General features: G+C 50.6%; 21 protein-coding genes. 15 read left to right on the forward strand and 6 right to left on the reverse strand.

Annotated features, from left to right (window positions below):
• The 5 genes from nuoL (at window position 1) to MET42_RS0105545 (ending at window position 5,988) form a co-directional block, all read left to right on the forward strand.
• The gene (gene nuoL, locus MET42_RS0105525) at window positions 1-2,091 is read left to right on the forward strand and encodes an NADH-quinone oxidoreductase subunit L (RefSeq protein WP_019881824.1); all 2,091 of its coding nucleotides are present in this window, start codon (window positions 1-3) and stop codon (window positions 2,089-2,091) included.
• Window positions 2,091-3,599 (forward strand): NADH-quinone oxidoreductase subunit M, encoded by a 1,509-nt coding sequence (locus MET42_RS0105530; RefSeq protein WP_019881825.1) that lies wholly within the window; start codon window positions 2,091-2,093, stop codon window positions 3,597-3,599. The genes nuoL and MET42_RS0105530 overlap by 1 nt, the downstream gene beginning before the upstream one ends.
• Window positions 3,600-3,615: 16 nt before the next feature.
• Window positions 3,616-5,061, forward strand: coding sequence for an NADH-quinone oxidoreductase subunit NuoN (gene nuoN / locus MET42_RS0105535; protein ID WP_019881826.1), 1,446 nt, complete (start codon window positions 3,616-3,618; stop codon window positions 5,059-5,061).
• 2 nt (window positions 5,062-5,063) lie between these two features.
• Window positions 5,064-5,345: a DUF2818 family protein gene (locus MET42_RS0105540; protein ID WP_019881827.1), complete on the forward strand. Its 282-nt coding sequence runs from the start codon at window positions 5,064-5,066 to the stop codon at window positions 5,343-5,345.
• 109 nt (window positions 5,346-5,454) lie between these two features.
• A complete protein-coding gene (locus MET42_RS0105545) occupies window positions 5,455-5,988 on the forward strand; it encodes a phosphatase PAP2 family protein (protein ID WP_019881829.1) in 534 nt (177 codons plus the stop codon).
• Window positions 5,989-6,070: 82 nt separating this feature from the next.
• Here the strand turns inward: MET42_RS0105545 and MET42_RS0105550 are convergent, their stop codons facing one another.
• Window positions 6,071-6,325 carry a DUF2798 domain-containing protein gene (locus MET42_RS0105550; RefSeq protein WP_019881831.1) on the reverse strand — a complete coding sequence of 85 codons (255 nt, stop codon included), beginning with the start codon at window positions 6,323-6,325 and terminating at the stop codon, window positions 6,071-6,073.
• 117 nt (window positions 6,326-6,442) lie between these two features.
• Between MET42_RS0105550 and MET42_RS0105555 the strand changes: the two genes are divergently transcribed.
• From MET42_RS0105555 to infA, 3 genes are all read left to right on the forward strand, one after another.
• Entirely contained in the window at window positions 6,443-7,366 is a 924-nt protein-coding gene (locus tag MET42_RS0105555; RefSeq protein WP_019881832.1) for a LysR family transcriptional regulator, read from the forward strand.
• 250 nt (window positions 7,367-7,616) lie between these two features.
• Window positions 7,617-7,823: a cold-shock protein gene (locus MET42_RS0105560; RefSeq protein ID WP_018985697.1), complete on the forward strand. Its 207-nt coding sequence runs from the start codon at window positions 7,617-7,619 to the stop codon at window positions 7,821-7,823.
• An 87-nt stretch (window positions 7,824-7,910) separates the two neighbouring features.
• Window positions 7,911-8,147, forward strand: coding sequence for a translation initiation factor IF-1 (gene infA, locus MET42_RS0105565; protein ID WP_018985695.1), 237 nt, complete (start codon window positions 7,911-7,913; stop codon window positions 8,145-8,147).
• Window positions 8,148-8,272: 125 nt separating this feature from the next.
• On the opposite strand, the gene MET42_RS0105570 is transcribed toward infA, so the two are convergent.
• Together MET42_RS0105570 and MET42_RS0105575 are read right to left on the reverse strand one after the other, a co-directional pair.
• On the reverse strand, window positions 8,273-8,530 hold the full coding sequence (locus tag MET42_RS0105570) for a DUF2798 domain-containing protein (RefSeq protein ID WP_019881833.1): 258 nt from the start codon (window positions 8,528-8,530) through the stop codon (window positions 8,273-8,275).
• The gene (locus tag MET42_RS0105575) at window positions 8,524-9,267 is read right to left on the reverse strand and encodes an SDR family oxidoreductase (protein WP_019881834.1); all 744 of its coding nucleotides are present in this window, start codon (window positions 9,265-9,267) and stop codon (window positions 8,524-8,526) included. Before MET42_RS0105575 ends, MET42_RS0105570 begins: the two co-directional genes overlap by 7 nt.
• Window positions 9,268-9,404: 137 nt before the next feature.
• Between MET42_RS0105575 and MET42_RS0105580 the strand changes: the two genes are divergently transcribed.
• On the forward strand, window positions 9,405-10,037 hold the full coding sequence (locus tag MET42_RS0105580; protein WP_019881835.1) for a TetR/AcrR family transcriptional regulator: 633 nt from the start codon (window positions 9,405-9,407) through the stop codon (window positions 10,035-10,037).
• Window positions 10,038-10,075: 38 nt separating this feature from the next.
• On the opposite strand, the gene MET42_RS0105585 is transcribed toward MET42_RS0105580, so the two are convergent.
• Both MET42_RS0105585 and MET42_RS0105590 read right to left on the reverse strand, forming a co-directional pair.
• Window positions 10,076-10,630 carry a TetR/AcrR family transcriptional regulator gene (locus MET42_RS0105585; RefSeq protein ID WP_019881836.1) on the reverse strand — a complete coding sequence of 185 codons (555 nt, stop codon included), beginning with the start codon at window positions 10,628-10,630 and terminating at the stop codon, window positions 10,076-10,078.
• Window positions 10,631-10,688: 58 nt separating this feature from the next.
• Window positions 10,689-11,465, reverse strand: coding sequence for a hypothetical protein (locus tag MET42_RS0105590; RefSeq protein ID WP_019881837.1), 777 nt, complete (start codon window positions 11,463-11,465; stop codon window positions 10,689-10,691).
• A 180-nt stretch (window positions 11,466-11,645) separates the two neighbouring features.
• Between MET42_RS0105590 and MET42_RS0105595 the strand changes: the two genes are divergently transcribed.
• The 6 genes from MET42_RS0105595 (at window position 11,646) to MET42_RS0105620 (ending at window position 17,019) form a co-directional block, all read left to right on the forward strand.
• Window positions 11,646-12,692 carry a MoxR family ATPase gene (locus MET42_RS0105595; RefSeq protein WP_019881838.1) on the forward strand — a complete coding sequence of 349 codons (1,047 nt, stop codon included), beginning with the start codon at window positions 11,646-11,648 and terminating at the stop codon, window positions 12,690-12,692.
• Window positions 12,689-13,549, forward strand: coding sequence for a DUF58 domain-containing protein (locus MET42_RS0105600; protein WP_019881839.1), 861 nt, complete (start codon window positions 12,689-12,691; stop codon window positions 13,547-13,549). The genes MET42_RS0105595 and MET42_RS0105600 overlap by 4 nt, the downstream gene beginning before the upstream one ends.
• Before the next feature lie 101 nt (window positions 13,550-13,650).
• A complete protein-coding gene (locus MET42_RS0105605; RefSeq protein WP_232411647.1) occupies window positions 13,651-14,562 on the forward strand; it encodes a hypothetical protein in 912 nt (303 codons plus the stop codon).
• Window positions 14,562-15,527 (forward strand): VWA domain-containing protein, encoded by a 966-nt coding sequence (locus MET42_RS0105610; protein ID WP_019881842.1) that lies wholly within the window; start codon window positions 14,562-14,564, stop codon window positions 15,525-15,527. Before MET42_RS0105605 ends, MET42_RS0105610 begins: the two co-directional genes overlap by 1 nt.
• Window positions 15,527-16,063, forward strand: a complete 537-nt coding sequence (locus MET42_RS0105615) for a hypothetical protein (RefSeq protein WP_019881843.1) — start codon at window positions 15,527-15,529, stop codon at window positions 16,061-16,063. The genes MET42_RS0105610 and MET42_RS0105615 overlap by 1 nt, the downstream gene beginning before the upstream one ends.
• A complete protein-coding gene (locus MET42_RS0105620) occupies window positions 16,063-17,019 on the forward strand; it encodes a vWA domain-containing protein (RefSeq protein WP_019881844.1) in 957 nt (318 codons plus the stop codon). The genes MET42_RS0105615 and MET42_RS0105620 overlap by 1 nt, the downstream gene beginning before the upstream one ends.
• Window positions 17,020-17,028: 9 nt before the next feature.
• Here MET42_RS0105620 and MET42_RS0105625 read toward each other — a convergent pair whose 3' ends face one another.
• Entirely contained in the window at window positions 17,029-18,186 is a 1,158-nt protein-coding gene (locus tag MET42_RS0105625) for a metallophosphoesterase (protein ID WP_019881845.1), read from the reverse strand.
• Window positions 18,187-18,210 lie beyond the last annotated feature (24 nt).

The following is an 18,210-nucleotide window of genomic DNA, read 5'->3' on the forward strand; positions in this document are numbered from 1 at the left end:
ATGACTATCAAACAAATCCTGATGTTGATCCCAGTGTTGCCATTATTGGCAGCCGCTGTCGTCGGCATTTTCCGCAACTTCCTGCCGCGCTGGGCCGGTCATGTACTGACCATTGCTGGTGTAGGTGCTGCGTTCGTTCTGTCTGCCTATATTTTTAACCAGACCTTAAATGGCTTTACCTTGAATGAAGCGATTTATACCTGGCTCGATTCTGGTGACGTGCATTTTGAAGTCGGCTTCCTCATCGACAACCTGAGCGCCATGATGATGGTAGTTGTGACATTTGTCTCACTCATGGTGCATATCTATACCATTGGTTATATGGCGGAAGATCCAGGCTATAGCCGCTTCTTCAGCTATATCTCACTCTTTACTTTCTCCATGCTGATGCTGGTCATGAGCAACAACTTTATGCAGTTGTTCTTTGGCTGGGAGGCGGTAGGCCTGGTATCTTACTTGCTGATTGGTTTCTGGTTTACGCGCCCAACGGCGATTTACGCCAACCTGAAGGCGTTCCTGGTCAACCGAGTAGGGGACTTTGGCTTTTTGCTGGGTATCGGCATGGTGTTGTACTACTTTGGCAGCCTGGATTACGCCACGGTGTTCCAGCACGCACCAGAACTGGCGAATACCCAGGTGAATTTGCTGGGTAGCTGCAACTGGTCGTTAATGACAGTCACTTGCCTGTTACTGTTTGTTGGCGCGATGGGTAAATCAGCACAAGTGCCGCTGCACGTGTGGTTGCCAGATTCGATGGAAGGTCCAACGCCGATTTCTGCATTGATTCATGCAGCGACCATGGTGACTGCCGGTATTTTTATGGTGGCTCGTATGTCACCACTGTATGAGTTGTCGACGACAGCCTTGTCGACGGTGATGGTGATCGGTGCGATTACCGCCTTGTTTATGGGCTTCCTTGGCATTATCCAGAACGATATCAAACGTGTGGTGGCTTATTCCACCTTGTCGCAGCTGGGATATATGACGGTTGCATTGGGCGCGTCTGCTTATTCTGTTGCCATTTTCCACCTGATGACACATGCCTTTTTTAAAGCGCTGTTATTCCTCGGTGCCGGTTCAGTGATTATGGGCATGCACCACGATCAGGATATCCGCAATATGGGTAACCTGAAAAAATACCTGCCGATTACCTGGATTACCTCATTGATCGGCTCACTGGCCTTGATCGGCACGCCATTCTTCGCTGGTTTCTACTCCAAGGACAGCATTATCGAAGCGGTGGAGCTGTCGCATATCCCAGGCAGTGGCTTTGCTTACTTTGCCGTGATTGTCGGCGTGTTTGTGACGGCTTTTTATTCCTTCCGTCTGTATTTCCTGGTATTTCACGGTGAAGAAAAATGGCGCCATGCCAAGCATGATGACCATGCACATGCAGCCCATAGCGATGGACATGCAGGTGCGCACCATGACGACGCGCATCACGATGATGACCACGCACACGATGAAGAAGAGCATCATCATGGCCTGGGCCCGAATGACAACCCGCATGAACCAGGCTGGGTGGTGACTCTGCCATTGGTCTTGCTGGCGATTCCATCGTTGGTGATTGGTTATATCGCCTTAGAACCTATGTTGTATGGTGATTTCTTCAAAAACGTCATTTTTGTCAATCCTGAAGCACATCCGGCCATGACGCATCTGGCGCATCACTACCATGAGTTGATGCATAGCCCGGCGGGCATGGCAATTCACGGTTTTACCAGTTTGCCATTTTTCCTGGCGGCCTCTGGCGTATTGTTGTCATGGTTCTTCTATATGAAGCGCCCGGATATCCCGGCAGCCATCAAAGCGCGTTTTATCGTGATCTACAATATCCTGGAAAACAAATACGGCTTTGACAGCTTTAACGAGAAGTTCTTTGCCGGTGGTTCGCGCTACCTGGGTAGCCTATTGTGGAAATATGGCGACATCACGCTGATTGATGGCGCGATGGTCAATGGTACCGCCAATACCATGGGCAAGATTGCAGCCAAAATGCGCAACCTGCAGTCCGGTTTAATCTATCACTACGCCTTTGCCATGATTATCGGCGTATTCCTTCTCATGACTTTCTTTATCAAAATAAACTAATGATGCAAGCCGACCTCACAAGTATTTCCTGGTTAAGTCTGGCCATCTGGCTACCGGTGCTCTCCGGCGTGCTGGTATTGCTGCTGGGGGGTGACCATAAGGCTACCCTGACACGATGGCTGGCATTGGCTGGTAGCCTGGTCAGCTTTCTGGTGACGCTGCCACTGTACACCTTGTTTGATGTGCAGGATGGCTTCTTCCAGTTTGAAGAGTTATTACCCTGGGTGCCTGCATTTAATATGCATTACCACCTGGGTATTGATGGCTTCTCCATGCCACTGGTGTTGCTGACCAGTTTTACGACGGTGATTGTGGTGCTGGCTGGCTGGGAGGTGATTACCAAGCATATTGCCCAGTATATGGCGGCTTTCCTCATCATGAGCGGCATCATGATAGGCGTGTTTACATCACTCGATGCTATTTTGTACTACGTGTTTTGGGAAGCGATGTTGATCCCGATGTTCTTGGTGATTGGTATCTGGGGCGGGCCGAATCGCGTCTACGCAACCATTAAGTTTTTCCTGTATACCTTGCTGGGCTCATTGCTGATGCTGGTGGCTTTTATCTACCTCTATCATCAAACCGGTAGCTTTGAGCTGGCGGATTACTATCTGTTGCCGTTGAGCATGCAAGCGCAGATTTATATCTTTATTGCCTTCTTTATGGCATTTGCCGTCAAAATCCCCATGTGGCCAGTGCATACCTGGTTGCCGGATGCGCACGTTGAGGCACCGACCGGTGGTTCTGTGGTACTGGCGGCGATTGCGCTCAAGCTTGGTGGCTATAGTTTCCTGCGGTTTGCCATGCCGATTGCACCGGATGCTGCGCATTATTTCAGTACCGCCATGATTGTGCTGTCACTGATCGCAGTGGTCTATATTGCGCTGGTCGCCCTGGTACAAAAAGACATGAAGAAGCTGATTGCCTATTCATCGATCTCACACATGGGCTTTGTCACACTGGGCTTTTTTATGTTCAGCCAGTTAGGACTTGAGGGCGCAGTGGTGCAGATGATCTCGCATGGTTTTATTTCCTCCGCCATGTTCCTCAGCGTAGGTGTGTTGTATGACCGCGTGCATAGCCGCGAAATTTCGGCCTATGGTGGTGTGGTGAATAAAATGCCGGTATTTGCTGCATTTGCCGTGCTGTTTGCCATGGCCAATAGTGGCCTGCCAGGCACTTCGGGCTTCGTCGGCGAATTTATGGTGATTCTGGCAGCGGTCAAGTTTAACTTCTGGGTTGGCTTTTTGGCGGCGACCACGCTGATCTTTGGCGCGGCTTATACCTTGTGGATGACCAAGCGCGTGTTCTTTGGCAACGTGACAAATCATCATGTTGCTGAACTGAGTGACTTGAATAAGCGAGAATTCCTGATTTTAGGTACTTTGGCGTTGCTGGTGATTGGTTTTGGTGTCTATCCGCAGCCAATCACCGAGGTGATGCAGGCCACCAGTACAGAGTTCCTGAAACACATGGCGATTTCCAAATTGCCCGTCACAGGCTATTAAGGCAGGATTTTAGAAAATGGATAATATGCAATTCGATTTGCTCGCCCTGTTGCCGGAACTGGTTGTCATGGGCATGGCCATGTTTATTTTGTTGCTGGATTTATTCATCCTGCCACAAAATCGTTTCATGATTTATGGCCTGAGCCAGTTCACCTTGTTAGCTGCAGCGTTTTTTACTTTTAAAACCCATACGCCTGCGGTTGGCTTTGCCTTTTCGCACATGTTTATCGACGATACTTTGTCCGACGTGATCAAGTTGATGATGTATCTCGGCACTTCGTTGATCCTGGTGTATACGCGTAAATACCTGCAAGACCGCAACCTGTATCGTGGCGAGTTTTATGCCATGGTCCTGTTTGGCTTGCTAGGCATGATGATCATGGTTTCAGGCCATAATATGCTGACCATTTACATTGGCCTGGAGCTACTGTCACTGTGCCTGTATTCACTAGTGGCGTTTGACCGCGATAATCCTAGAGCGTCAGAAGCAGCCATGAAGTATTTTGTATTGGGTGCGCTGGCTTCCGGCATGCTGCTGTATGGGATGAGCATGCTATATGGCATGACTGGCAGTCTAGACGTCAGTGACATCGCGAATAGTATTGCGCAGCAACCAAAAAGCCCGGTGCTGATCCTGGGGCTGGTGTTTGTGGTGGCAGGGCTAGCCTTTAAATTTGGTGCGGTGCCATTCCAGATGTGGGTGCCAGATGTGTATCAAGGCTCACCAACGCCGATGACCTTGTTGATTGGCTCGGTGCCTAAACTGGCGGCCTATGCCATGACGGTGCGTTTGCTGGTACAAGGCTTGCACCCGCTGGCCTTAGACTGGCAGGACATGCTGGTATTGATGGCGGTGTTGTCTATCATCATTGGTAACTTCAGCGCCATTGTGCAAACCAACCTCAAACGCATGCTGGCGTATTCCACCATCTCGCATGTGGGTTTCATCATGTTCGGCATGATGAGTGCGAATGCCAATGGCTTTGCTTCCAGCTTTTTCTACATCAGCGCTTATGTGCTGATGTCTATCGCGGGCTTTGGCATTATCTTGCTGTTGAGCCGCCAAGGCTTTGAAGCAGAAGAAATCAATGACCTCAAAGGCTTGAACCAGCGTCATCCCTGGTTTGCTTTCCTCATGCTGATCATTATGTTCAGCATGGCGGGGATTCCACCAACCATCGGTTTCTACGCCAAGTTTACCGTGCTGCAAGCGGCCTGGCAGGCTGGGTTTACCTGGCAAGTGGTGCTGGCCGTGTTGATGGCCACTATCGGCGCGTTCTATTACCTCAATATTGTGCGCAAAATGTACTTTGATGCGCCTGAAGACCACACGCCACTGAGCGCACCGCTTGATATGCGTTTTATCCTCAGTGTGCATTCACTGGCTTTATTAGGCTTGGGTTTGTTCCCGGAAGTCCTGCTGGGTGTCTGTGGTCATAGCTTGTTAATCAGTCTGCAATAATCATGGCCGCAAAACTTATTTTTTTATTACTGATGCTGTTTATGGCCAACCTGGGCTGGGTCTCAGATAAATGGCTGGGCCTGGTCGGGACGATTAGCCAATTGTGGCAGCGCTTTGCCGTGTTGCTGCCTGCCTACTTCATCACCCTCGTCATTGCCTATCTGGTCGAGCGCTTTGTCATGGGCCAGGTGTGGCCACAAGGCTGGGAGTTTTACAGCATTACCTTGTGCGTCTTCCTGGTGCTGTCCTTCCCGGGATTTATCTACCGCGTGCTGTGGAAGTAATCGCACGTCACATTAATTTCATTAATTCTTCACGATAGTTTCAAGCATCATAGTCAGACTATGCTTACCCAAGAAGCATAGTCGGGGTGAGCCCCGGAAAGGACTTGAGATGCTGAAACTACAACAAACCCTGGGATGGGTGCAGTCGGTAGACAGCCGGTTGTGTGTCAAAGTCAGCCATACCGGACAGTACCGTCTTATCCGCAACTCGTTCCGTGCCATTTCACGTATGGGCGATGGTATGTTCTGGTATTTGCTCATGCTGGTGATTGCTATCACGCAAGGTCAGGACGGTTATTATGCCTGCTTGCATATGCTTACCGCAGGTCTCACCGGCACCTTGGTCTATAAATGGCTCAAACATCGCACTAGCCGCCCAAGGCCATTTCAGGTGCGTCAAGATGTGTTGTTAAGCGGCACGCCGCTGGATTATTTCAGTTTTCCGTCCGGGCATACCTTACATGCAGTGGCTTTTGGCATGGTGGCGGTACAGCATTATCCGCAATTGTTCCCGATTGTTTATCCGTTTGTCGTGTTGGTCGGTATCTCGCGTGTGGTGTTAGGCCTGCATTATCCGAGTGATGTGCTTGCCGGGGCTGGCATAGGGTATTTGCTGGTAGCCTTGTATTCGCTAGTGTTTTGAAGTTCTGCATGAATGAAAAACGGATGCCATGGCATCCGTTTTTGTTTTCTGGATGGATTCCTTTGTTTAACTGGCTTGCGGATTAATGTGGCTCTACTAATCGGGCAACCAGGTGCATCACAACAGGCCTGACAATTAATACGCAAAAGAATGCTGTCGGCATCGCCAGCGCATAGGCGTGCACCACACGCCATAGATAACCGGTCTGTATGCCACTATTCGCGGCAACGATCACCATGCACATTAAAAAGGCCATGATGCCCGCCATGAAGAATGCAAACACATAAGGCGTAAATTTTTTGGGAATCTTGCGGAAAGTGTTGTTGCTTAGGTTCATTATGTGCTCCATAGGTGTTTTTGCACTATATCGACACTGTTCACGATTGTGTAGACGCTTGGATATTGAATCAATATAAAGATAAACTATCGAATAAATTCATTGAGTCGATAGTAAATGGATACTTTAAGAAGCATCGAGAGTTTTGTGAAAGCCGTACAGGCAGGCAGTATTGCCGCTGGCGCGCGCTTACAAGGCATCACGGCTGCGGCAGCCAGCCAGAATATCCAGCGGCTGGAAAAATCATTGGGCGCGCGCTTGCTGACACGCACTACACGCAAGCTGTCGATGACGGAAAGTGGTGAACTTTACTATGCAGAAGTACAGCCTATCATCGCTGCCCTCAGCAGGGCGCAAGCTGTGATCACCGAGTTTCATGGCCAACCACAAGGCCGCTTAAAGATAGGTTCATCTGTGGCCTTTGGCCGGCATGTACTAATGCCGCTCATTCCGGCCTTTACCCGGCATTTTCCTAAAGTCTCGATTGAGTTAGTGCTGTCTGACCATAGCCTGGATCATGTCACAGAGGATATTGATATCAGCATACGCTTCAACCAGCAGCTGGAGCCAGGCCTGGTTGCACGCAAGATTGCCAGTGTGCCTGTATTATTTTGTGCCTCGCCAGACTATCTGCAAAGAAAAGGCACACCGAGCACTCCAGAGTCGCTATTCCAGCACGATTGCCTGATGTTCCGAGTGCCGGTTGATGGGCGGCTGCTGAGCTGGGTATTTGATCGCAATGGCATGCACTACGAACCTGAAATCAATCCTAGCATTATTTGTAACGATATCGACTCTCTACATCGCCTGGCTGTTGAAGGCGCTGGTATCGCGCGCTTGGCGGCTTTTGTGGCAAATGAGGACATTCGGCGAGGCACTTTAGTCGCATTGTTTCAATCTGCTGCTGCACCGCATGAAGCTGTGCAATCTGCCAGCATGCCTTTGTCATTTTATGCCTGTTACCGTGATCAGCACGCCATGACCAATAAAGTGCGGGCCTTTATGGATTATCTGGTCAAAGAGATGCCGGATGCATGGTAAATACAGTGTTCTATGGCTGTTTGGCGCAGTTTTTGTCGTTTATCAGCAACGGATCACTTGGATTGCTTATTTTTTGTAAAATACTTGTTGCTAATATTCAATATTGCGTGCATAGTACACCCTCACGAAGTTCAAGTAGTGTTGTTGTTCTCCGGTTCTATCTTTTGGTTCTATCGTTACTTCTCGCCATCTTGATCCTCGTTTTTATGGGTATTTACCCGTTTTTTTATTTTTTATCCAAGGATTTATTATGGTAACAGGTTCTGTTAAGTGGTTTAACGATTCAAAAGGTTTTGGCTTCATCACTCCGGACAACGGCGGCGAAGATTTGTTTGCACATTTCTCTGCAATTCAATCTGCTGGTTTCAAAACTTTGAAAGAAAACCAACGCGTAAGCTTTGAAGTGGCAACTGGCCCTAAAGGCAAACAAGCTGCAAATATTCAAATCATTGAATAATTCAAAGCCTGTCCGCTGAGTTACTCAAGTGACTCACCGGAAAAAGCCCGGAGTCCCCGGGCTTTTTTATTGTTAAAAGGATGCTTAATGGCAAAAGAAGAGTTAATCGAAATGCAAGGTGCAGTGACTGAGATCCTGCCGGACGCGCGTTACCGCGTCAAGCTGGACAATGGACATGAGTTGATCGCTTATACAGGCGGTAAAATGCGTAAGCACAAAATTCGCATTCTGGCCGGTGATAAAATCACCATCGAAATGTCGCCTTATGACATGGATAAAGGCCGTATTATTTTCCGTCACTTAGAACCACGCAAGCCGTTCTAATCTCTGAGCCCTCTAGACTCACTCTGACCAATGGCTTGCAACTCGCTTTGCAAGGCCTAACGGTCATCAATACCTGTTACATTGAAACGCCTTAAAGGGCAGGGCACTATTGCCCATGCCCGGTATCATGTCTGTGACGGGGTCTCTTGCACTATCCATTCCGTCAGCCGCAATAACCACGGTGCAATGAGCAGGATGCTGATAAACACAATCGGCCAGGCGACGCTAATACTAGTGAGCCATTTCTCAAAAAACACTGCCGTCGGCACATGATTAATCAGCAAGATAGATAAGCTGACAATATTCACTGTCACCAGTGACATCAATAGTGCAAACAGCAGTTTGCGTTTCAACGCCACGCGCTTGTTGCTGCTGTTTACCATGGCAAAGGCTGATCTTCGTGGAAATAACCGCCAGTCGGGCCTTGTTCATCAAGCGTAGCCAGTCTGACCGAGGTTTTCCAGCTATCGCTGATTTCCATCGGTGCATTAGGGCCGCCCAGATCAGTTTTCACCCAGCCAGGATGCGCAGAGTTCACCTTGATATGACTGTCTTTTAACGCGTGTGCCAGATGGATGGTAAACATATTCAATGCAGATTTAGAGGCGTTATAAGCTAAGCCTTTGGCGACTTCGATCGGTGAATTGGGCGTGCTGTGCAAGGTTTGTGAGCCCAAAATGCTGGATAAGTTAACAATGCGCGCGGCAGGGGAGCGTTGCAGCAAAGGCAGTAATGCCTGGGTTAACGCCACGACAGCAAAGAAGTTGGCTTCGAATGTTGTTTTCAAGGTGTCTTGATCCACGCTCAGGGTATTGTTTTGGCCGATGAGCTCCTCTTTAAGAATGCCTGCGTTATTGACCAGGATATCCAGTTTGCCGAAACGTGACTCCAGCGCGGTGGCGACTGCTTGTGATGCGTTAGCCTGCGTTGCGTCATAGTGCACATATTCAGCATCTACGCCCAGCGCGTTCAGTTCAGCCACGGCTTGTTCACCTTTGTGAGGATCTCTGGCGCCGATGATGACTTTAATCCCTTGTTCTCCCAGTTTTTTGGCAGTTTCAAAGCCGATACCGCGGTTGCCACCTGTAATCAATGCAATACGTTGTTGTGAAGTGCTCATTTTTCTAACTCCTTGTCAGTGATGCGTTAAATATTAAATACCAATCGGTAAATAAATAGTAATCACGGATGATAAAGTTGTCAATATATTTTTTACCAAGTGGTATAATAATTAAAAATACACACAGGTAAATGATCATGACTGTAGAAACACTTGCGAAAAAACGCGGTAGGCCAGTGGCCTTTGATTACGAGACCGCCTTGCAGAATGCCATGCATGCCTTTTGGCAACATGGCTATGAAGGGACTTCTATGAGCACATTGATGGCGGTGATGGGCATGAATAAGGCCAGTATCTACGCCGCCTATGGCAGCAAAGAGGCTTTATTTAAAAAAGCACTTGAGCGTTATGTGCAAGGGCCGGCAAGTTTTCTGGCTGCGTCGTTGGCGCAGCCGACAGCGTTAGCCGTGGTGCAGTTAATGCTATCGCAGGCGGCACAAATGCTCGCCGATCAATCGCATCCTGTTGGCTGCCTGGTCACGCAAGGCGCGTTGGCGTGCAGTGCGGAATCGGCTGAAATCAAGGCATTATTAGGCGGGTATCGCCAGACACTTGAGCAACAACTGGCGCAGCGTTTCACGCGCGCGGTTAGCGAACAGGACTTATTGGCGACGACAGACCCGGTGATATTGGCCAAGCTGGTGATGACGGTGCATCAAGGGATGGTGGTACAGGCTGTGGGTGGTGCAACACAGGCAGAGCTGTTTAACGTGGCTGCCATGGCCACGCAGTTAGTCGCGCAGGGGTACACGACGGGGCAAGTAAAGTGAGTTGGCTGCCATCTGTTTGCAGATAGCAGCCGTGGAGATTAAACCGCGTTACGAACCAGTGTCATGGCGGCGAGTTTGGCACGCGATGCTGCACCACTATTAGGCGCCAGGCGCTCAACCAGCGCTGCACCTTCAAACAGGATGGTCAGTTGCTGGCCAAGTGCCTCAGGGTCTTTGGCACCGGCATGGCGGGCAATTTTGCACAAATAACCTTGTAATTCGGCAGACAGTACGACTGAGTACTGGTTAATTGGGTGCTCTGCTTCCGGAAATTCAACCGCGGCAATATGAAAGGGCAGGCCACGGAATTCCGGCTGGCTGATCCATTGCTCCATCAGTTCGCACAGCAATAACAGCAACTCTAAGGACTCAGCCTTTTTAGAGGACAGTTGCGTATTCAGCCAGCTATAAAACCTGTCGGACTTGTCACGCAAGTAGGCGGTAATCAGCTGGTTCTTGCTGGGGAAGTGTTTATACAACGTGGCTTTGGCCACGCCTGCTTCCAGTATGATGGTATCGACGCCAGAAGCTTGTATCCCTCTGCTGTCAAACAGGCTGCTGGCTATATTCAGTATTTTCTCTCGCATGTTCATCACTTATCCTTTTATCCCGATTTTCAGGGTTCCCGATCTTTCGCTTGTGCTTTTACGCTTATTCTCTTGGTAAACGATCGCGCCCCTGTGGCCGCATCAATTCTTGCGGATACAGGCAACTGACATATCCAAGCGCCTGCCGCAAGTGTTCTACCTGATCAACATCCACTTTGCCCTCAGTCACAAACAAGATGAAGGCCTGACGTTGTGCGTCTGGCAGCATCGCTGCCTGCGGCAGTTGGCAACTGCCATTTTGCATTTTCTGATAAGCCAGGTTAAGCAAGCTCAGTGTCACCGGATCTACCGTGCCGCCATGTGATTGATCGGCGGCCGTTTCCAACGGTGACATCGCTGGTTCTAGCTGTTTTTGCTTGAGTGGCGCGAACGCCATCCAAACCACACATGCACTCACTAATAAGCCAAACGACAGCGAGCGCTGAAACGCTGGCTGTGCTAACTGGCTATGCACAGACTGGTCAAATAAATGCCAGGCCTGCGGGCTGCCTGTCTGTGATTGCACCTGTATCGCCCCCACCGCCAGGAAAAACCATTGGTCGAGCAGGGTAGGTGACAAGCTCGCCACCGATTGCTGCTGTGCCTGGTCTACCATCTGGCGGATAGTGGCAATATCCTGCACATTCAGTATATTGGTTGCACCACCTTCTGCCAGGCGTTGCCTGTTCCAGCTCGTCAGTTCATCACGTAGCTTGTAAAACGGCGCATGCCTGCCCCATTGCTTTAATCCGAGTGCCCATAACCCATGCGTTGCATAGGCTTTGCAAGTGCGCCCGTATCGCTGCCTGGTCTGATTCCCTATTGTTAGTAAATTCACCATAACCCCTAAAAATCCGCTTGCTTTTTTTTCGATGGCTGCAGTAGACTAGAAAAGAAGTGAACAGACCTGTCTGCATATTATCGCGGTCACACGCAAAATGCAACTGGTTGTCAACACACTCTATTCCAGAGGCTACTTTGCCATCATAGCGCTGGCTGAATTTGTAAACAAGGGATCATCATGACATCTGTCTCTATTGCAACACAATTGGCGGAATGGCGCGATCATGCGCTCACGCTTGAAAATGAAGTGAAAAAAGTCGTTGTTGGCCAGGATAAAGCCATCCGCGCCATTAATATTGCCATCTTTGCCCGTGGCCATGTGCTGCTGGAAGGCGGTGTGGGCGTGGGTAAAACCACCTTGCTGCAATCCATTGCACGCGGTTTGGGTGGTGCCTATGAGCGTATTGAGGGCACGGTGGATTTAATGCCGAATGACCTGATTTACCACACCTTTTTAGGGGAAGATGGCCGCCCAAAAGTAGAGGAAGGCCCTTTGTTGCGTGCCGGTGAACAGTTATCGGTATTTTTCTTTAACGAAATCAACCGCGCACGACCACAAGTGCATGCCTTGATGTTGCGTGTGATGGCCGAGCGCCATGTACATGCGTTCAAAAAAGAATACCGCTTGCCGCACATGCTGGTGTTTGCTGACCGCAACCAGGTTGAAAAGAACGAAACCTTTGAAATTCCTTCTGCGGCGCGTGACCGTTTTATGATGGAAATCCCGATTGAGATTCCGGAGGACCGCGACTTGCGCAAGGCGCTGATGTTTGACGTCAAGTTCCAGCATGCCGAACGCCTGACCCAGCAAGTGCAAGGCGGGGTGTTGGCCTATGACCAGCTGAATGCGTTTTCTGATGTGCTGCAAAGCCATATTCGCGCCAGTGATGTGCTGGAAGATTATGCACTGGACTTGTGGCAAGCGACGCAGTCTCCGGCGGCATTTGGCATTCAGCTCGATAGCGTGGATGTGAATCGTTTGATTCATACCGGTGCCAGCCCGCGCGGTATGGGCATGTTGCTGAAAGCCGCGCGTGTACACGCCTGGCTGATGCAACGCGACAGCCTGTACCCGGAAGATATTCATGCGGTATTCCACGAGATTATCGCGCATCGCCTGGTATTGAACCCGATGTTTGAGAGCCGCCGTACCCAGCTTTCACGTGAACTCACCAACCAGATTCTGGCCAATGTCAGCATGCCAGCACGGGCCAAAGCAGCATGATTCCGGCCAACGCGCAGCCGTTTTTTTACCAGGTGCCATGGCGCTCTGCCAGTGTGCATGCTGGTGAGCATTTAGGCATACAGCGTGGGCCTGGTGACGAGTTCAGCAAACACGTCTCCCTGGTTGATTACCCGGATGCCAGGCGGCTGGATTTACGGCAAACTTTACGCGACCCCTACGAGCAGGTGCAGGTGCGGGTATTCAAGCAGGAAGCGTCGACGCCCTTGTATGCGATCTGCGATATGTCTAGCTCGATGCAGTTTCAGGGGCAGGTAAGCAAGCTGGCGACTGTGCAAGCCGTTGCCGCTTCGATCGCCTGCTCAGCCCATGAAAACAGTGATTTGTTTGGCATGGTGAGCTATGACCAGACGGTGATTCCGCAACTAAGCCTGGCCCCCGGTCATCATGCGCACCAGTCATTTGCCACCATAGACCAACTGGCAGGCTTTCATAATTCACGCAAGGATGGCCAGGGCATTGTTGAGGCGACCGGCTGGCTGGGTCAGCAAAAGGGATTGGTCTTCTGGATTTCAGACTTTCACTTACCTTTGGCCCTGATTGAGCGTGGCCTCAATGGCATGTCCAGCCACCAGGTGATTCCCGTGGTGTTATGGGACCCGCAAGAATATGAGCGCTTGCCACGCTTTGGCTTTGGCAATTTACAAGACCCGGAAACCGGGCTGCAAAAAACCATTTTTTTCCGCCAGGCGATTCGTGCCCAGTTTGCCGAGCAGTTTGAGCAGCGCAAACAGGCGCTGGATCAACTGTTCGCACGTTTTGATATTCGTCCGCTCTATGTCGCCGGACAATTTGAGGCCAGCTTGTTGTCGGATTATTTTGAACAACTTATTCATTAGCGTGCCATGGTTAAAGAGAAGGTACCAGAGTGAAACAGAAGGTACCGGCGTGAAGCAAAACCGAAGTGAGAAAAAACCATGCTGAAACAGAAAGTATCGTGATGAAACAGATTTTTTTAGGATGGCTGGCGACTTGCCTGATGGCAACACCAGCTTGGGCCGACACAGAAGCACCCGCTAAATCATTGCCAGCAGTGAAAGTCGTCAGTGTGCATAACCCTGCACAATATGCGGGCATACAGCTGGGCGATGTGTTGCAACGTCGCATACAACTCGCAGTCGCTGCGCAGGACCAGCTCAATGACAGCAGCTTGCCGCTGAAAGGCTTGCAGCGCAATGGCATCGAGTTGCGCCAGTTGCAAGTCAGCAGTGAGTCACAGGCGGACAAAAAGATATACACGCTGGTATTTGATTACCAGGTATTTGCCAGTAGCGGTAAACCTACTCAGTTACAGCTACCGGCTGAACGCATTAGCTTTAACAGCGGTGCCGCGGCAGAGTTACCCGCCTGGCGTTTTTGGCTGATGGCACAATTGCCTGACCGTTTGCAACCGGCCAAACCAACCGTGATTGCCCAATATCGCGCCAGTGTGCTGGATACACAAGCCATACAGTGCTGGTTGCGTGTCAGTGTCTTGCTGGTAGTGGTTGGCGGCTTGGTATTGCTTTACCGTAATGCCGATTGGACCTGGTTGCCAATGATGAATGGACACTTTGCCAAGGCGTATCACCGTTTGAAACGTTTGCCTGCAACGGCAGAAGGACAAAAGCAGGCAGCATTGATTGTGCAGCATGCGTTTAACCAGCATTATGGCCAGCAGATGCTGGGCAGCCAGGTGAGTGCATTTGTACAGCAGCAACCGGTGTTCCAATCGCTGGAAGCGCAGATACAGACGTTTTTTACACAGGCGAATGCGGTGCTGTATGGCGGGCAACTGCCTGCTGCGGCCGAATACCTGCAGCAATGCAAAACGCTGACGCGTCAGTTACGCGATTGTGAACGGAGGGTGTGATGCATTGTTTACACCCGTGGTTTTTGCTGCTGTTGCCAGTAGCGGCCGTGCCTTTTTTGCTCAAAAGTCGTCATGCGCAAACTTATTCCTGGCTGGAGATGGTGCCAGCAGATGCGTTTTCTGACCGCATCAATCTGTTGGTAAAGGCGGCCACCAGCCTGTTATTGCTATGCCTGGTACTGGCCTTGGCCGGGCCGCAAGGCGATAGCCATCAGGAGCAAAAAATCGGTAAGGGCGCGCAAAGTGTGTTTGTGATTGACCGCAGCGTAAGTATGGATCACCCGTTTGCCGGGCAGGCCACCGGCGGCCATGCGGCAGAAATCAAGTCGGCTGCGGCCAGGCGCCTGATTACGGCGTTTATTGATTCACGACCGGACGATATGATGGGCGTGGTCGGTTTTACCAACTCCGCGTTGTATGGCATGAAAATCACCACCAACCGCGAAGGTATTCATGCCGCGATTCAGGCCGCGACCGGGCCTGCGCTTAACCAGACCAATATTGGTGCAGGCATTACCAACGCCGTGACCCTGTTTGAAAATATTGCCAGCACCGGTTCACGCGCGATTGTGCTGTTGTCGGATGGCGCAGGTAAATTGAGTCCACGTGTGAAATACCAGATCCGCAAGCAATTGGTCGGTAAAAAACTCAATTTGTACTGGATTGTGCTGCGCGAACCGGATGACATCAGTATTTTTACCCAAAATACTTACGATGATGACCATCTGCCGGAAGCGATTGCACTGGACCGTTTTTTCCAGTCATTGAATGTGAAATACAAAGCATTTGAGGCGGATAACGCGACGGCACTGGAATCTGCATTGCGCGAAATTGATGCCAAAGAAAAAAATGTGATTCAGTACGAAGTCATTATTCCTGGCCATGATTATGCCAAAGACTTGATGATTATCGCGTTCATTCTGGGCCTGGGCCTGGTGTTGATTAAACAGATAAAGGTGTATTAATGACAATCTATCGAAAAAATGCCAATTGGCTTTGGGCTGGCCTGACCACACTTGGCCTGTTAAGCGTGTTGTATTTTGGCTGGCAATTGCATCAATTGCGCGCGCTTAACCAGCAGATTCAAAGCGGTGTTGTGATCAAGCAGGGCGGTTCACCTGCCTTGCAGAAATTTACTGCTGCGTATGATCAAGGTTTGCATGGTGACTACAAACACGCGGTACAAACCTATGGCCAGGCGCTGGAGTTGTCTCCGCCTGCAAGTGAGTTGCCGCATATCCACTTTAATATCGGCAATAACCTGTTTTTGTCCGGCCTGGTGCGCACGGTGAATGAAGATGGCACGTTTCAGGATGAAGCACGTTACGCCTTCACCCAGGCCAAAATTGCTTATGAGCAATCATTACGCTTGCAGCCAGATGACAAAGCGGCCAAGTTCAACCTGGCCTTGTTGCACTCTGTCATGGCGCGCGGTATGCAGGGCGCGAGCAAAGAGCAATCGCATATGGAACTGAGTAACCTGCCGATAGGATTGCCATAATGAAGTACTTTGCCTGGTTAAAACAACATTATGAGCCGGTATTGTATGGGTTGGCTCTGGTGTTAGTGCTGTTGGCGCTGGTTAAACCTGAAATTCAGCTGCGGCAACAGGTACAGCACTATTTGCTGATTGCCGATATTTCGCAAAGCATGAATGCCGAGGATGAAACGCTGAAGCAACAGGCCGTGAGCCGCCTGGCCTATAGCCAGCACTTGATGAAGCAACTGGTACATAAGTCACCCTGTGGCACTTATTTCAGTCTGGGCATTTTTGCCTCGGACAATATTGCCATGCTGCAAACGCCGCTCGAGGTGTGCAAAAACCTGGATGTGATCAGTGACGGCATAGACCACCTGGAATGGCGCATGGCCTGGAAGGGCAATAGTCGTCTCAGTTTTGCCGTGCATGCGGCGACGCATGTGTATGATGCGCTCAATCAGCCAGCTCAAATGTTATTTTTTACTGATGGCGATGAAGCGCCGCGCGTGAATGTGACGATTAAGCAGGACTTGAGTGGCGTGCAGATTGGTGAGTTTTTTACCTTTATTGGCGTTGGCGGCCCGCAAAAGGTGGCGATTCCACGCTATAACTCGGCCAATAAACGGGTAGGGGATTGGCCAGTGAGTGACAATAACAACGCCGGGGCGGTGGGTGTGACGTATGCTGACCCCAGCCAGGATGAACCGGATCCGCCAGTGGCCTATGCCGAGTATGACCGCATGCTATCGCAACTGGAAGAGGATTATCTGAAGTCGCTGGCCGATGAGTTTAAGGGCAGTTATCTGAAAGGTACCGATAACGAGGCTTTTTACCGTGCATTGACAGGTAAGCCAGCCACCGCCAGCTTTGTGACGGACTACCCATTGCGCGCTATTTATCTGCTACTGGCCTTATTGTTGATATTGGCCACTTATCTGCCTGACTTGCGCTTCCGGCGCCAGGCAGCGGCCATTTAAATATTGGGCTTAATCGCCAGCGGCTACCAGCGTTAAGCAGGTGATTTCCGACGGTGAGCCAAAGCGGTTAGGCGGGCCCCAATAGCCGGTACCACGGCTGACGTAAATCCACAGGTCTTGCAGGCGGTGCAGGCCTGCCACATAAGGTTGTTGTAGCGGTACAAAGTATTTCCATGGCCAGAATTGTCCGCCGTGGGTATGGCCAGAGAGTTGCAAATCAAAGCCCGCCGCCTCGGCAGCCTCTGCACTGCGTGGCTGGTGCGCCAATAATATCTTGGGCGCATCTGCGGGCGCGCCGGCAATGGCAGCTTGCGGATCACTATGATGGTCGTCATAGAAACTGCCTGCCGTATAGTCAGTCACGCCAGCCAATACTAAGGTGGCGCCTTCATGCGACAGTTTTACGTGTTCATTGAGTAACACACGCACACCGAGGCGTTCCAGTTCGTTAATCCAGGCCAGCGCGCCTGAGTAATACTCATGGTTGCCTGTGACAAAAAAACTGCCATGGCGTGCTTCTAGCGTCGCCAATGGCCGTGTATGTTCAGCCAGCTCATGCACGCGGCCATCGACCAGATCGCCGGTAATCGCAATCAGGTCTGCTTCTAGCGAGTTCACCTGTTGCACGATGCGGGAAAGATAGCCTTGCTTGATGGTTGGGCCAACATGAATATCGCTGATCTGCACAATACGGAATCCCTGCAAGCTCGCTGGCAGATCGCGTAGTGGCACGGTGACATTGACCACACGCGCCAGTTTGCGCGCATTAAAGAAGCCAATAATGCTAATGGCAAAGGCTGCCGTGACTGCCAGTAAGGCTGACTGTTTTTCCAGGGCAATGAAATCAATTTGTACCACATGTAATGCATGCAAGCCTGCCATCGCCAGTAATAAGACGTCGCGCAAGACCGTGAATACCAGTAAGGATGAAAACAGCCCCATGACGGTCATCGCCACCCAGCTTACGCCATCACGCAAGGACTGGTTGCTGAAGCCACGTGCCAGAAATGCCACGGGTTGTAATAACGCAGAGGCGGCTAATCCCGCCCAGCCCAGCCACACGACGAGTGTCGGCCACGGGAGTTGCCCTAACAGGCGCGAACCAATGTAATAGTGTAAAAGACCCACCAGGGTGGTGGTGACGATCAGAAAGCGGAGTGGTGGCATGCGTATGAATCCAGAGGAGCGTCG

Source organism: Methylophilus sp. 42 (assembly GCF_000384155.1).
In the GTDB taxonomy this organism is placed as follows: domain Bacteria; phylum Pseudomonadota; class Gammaproteobacteria; order Burkholderiales; family Methylophilaceae; genus Methylophilus.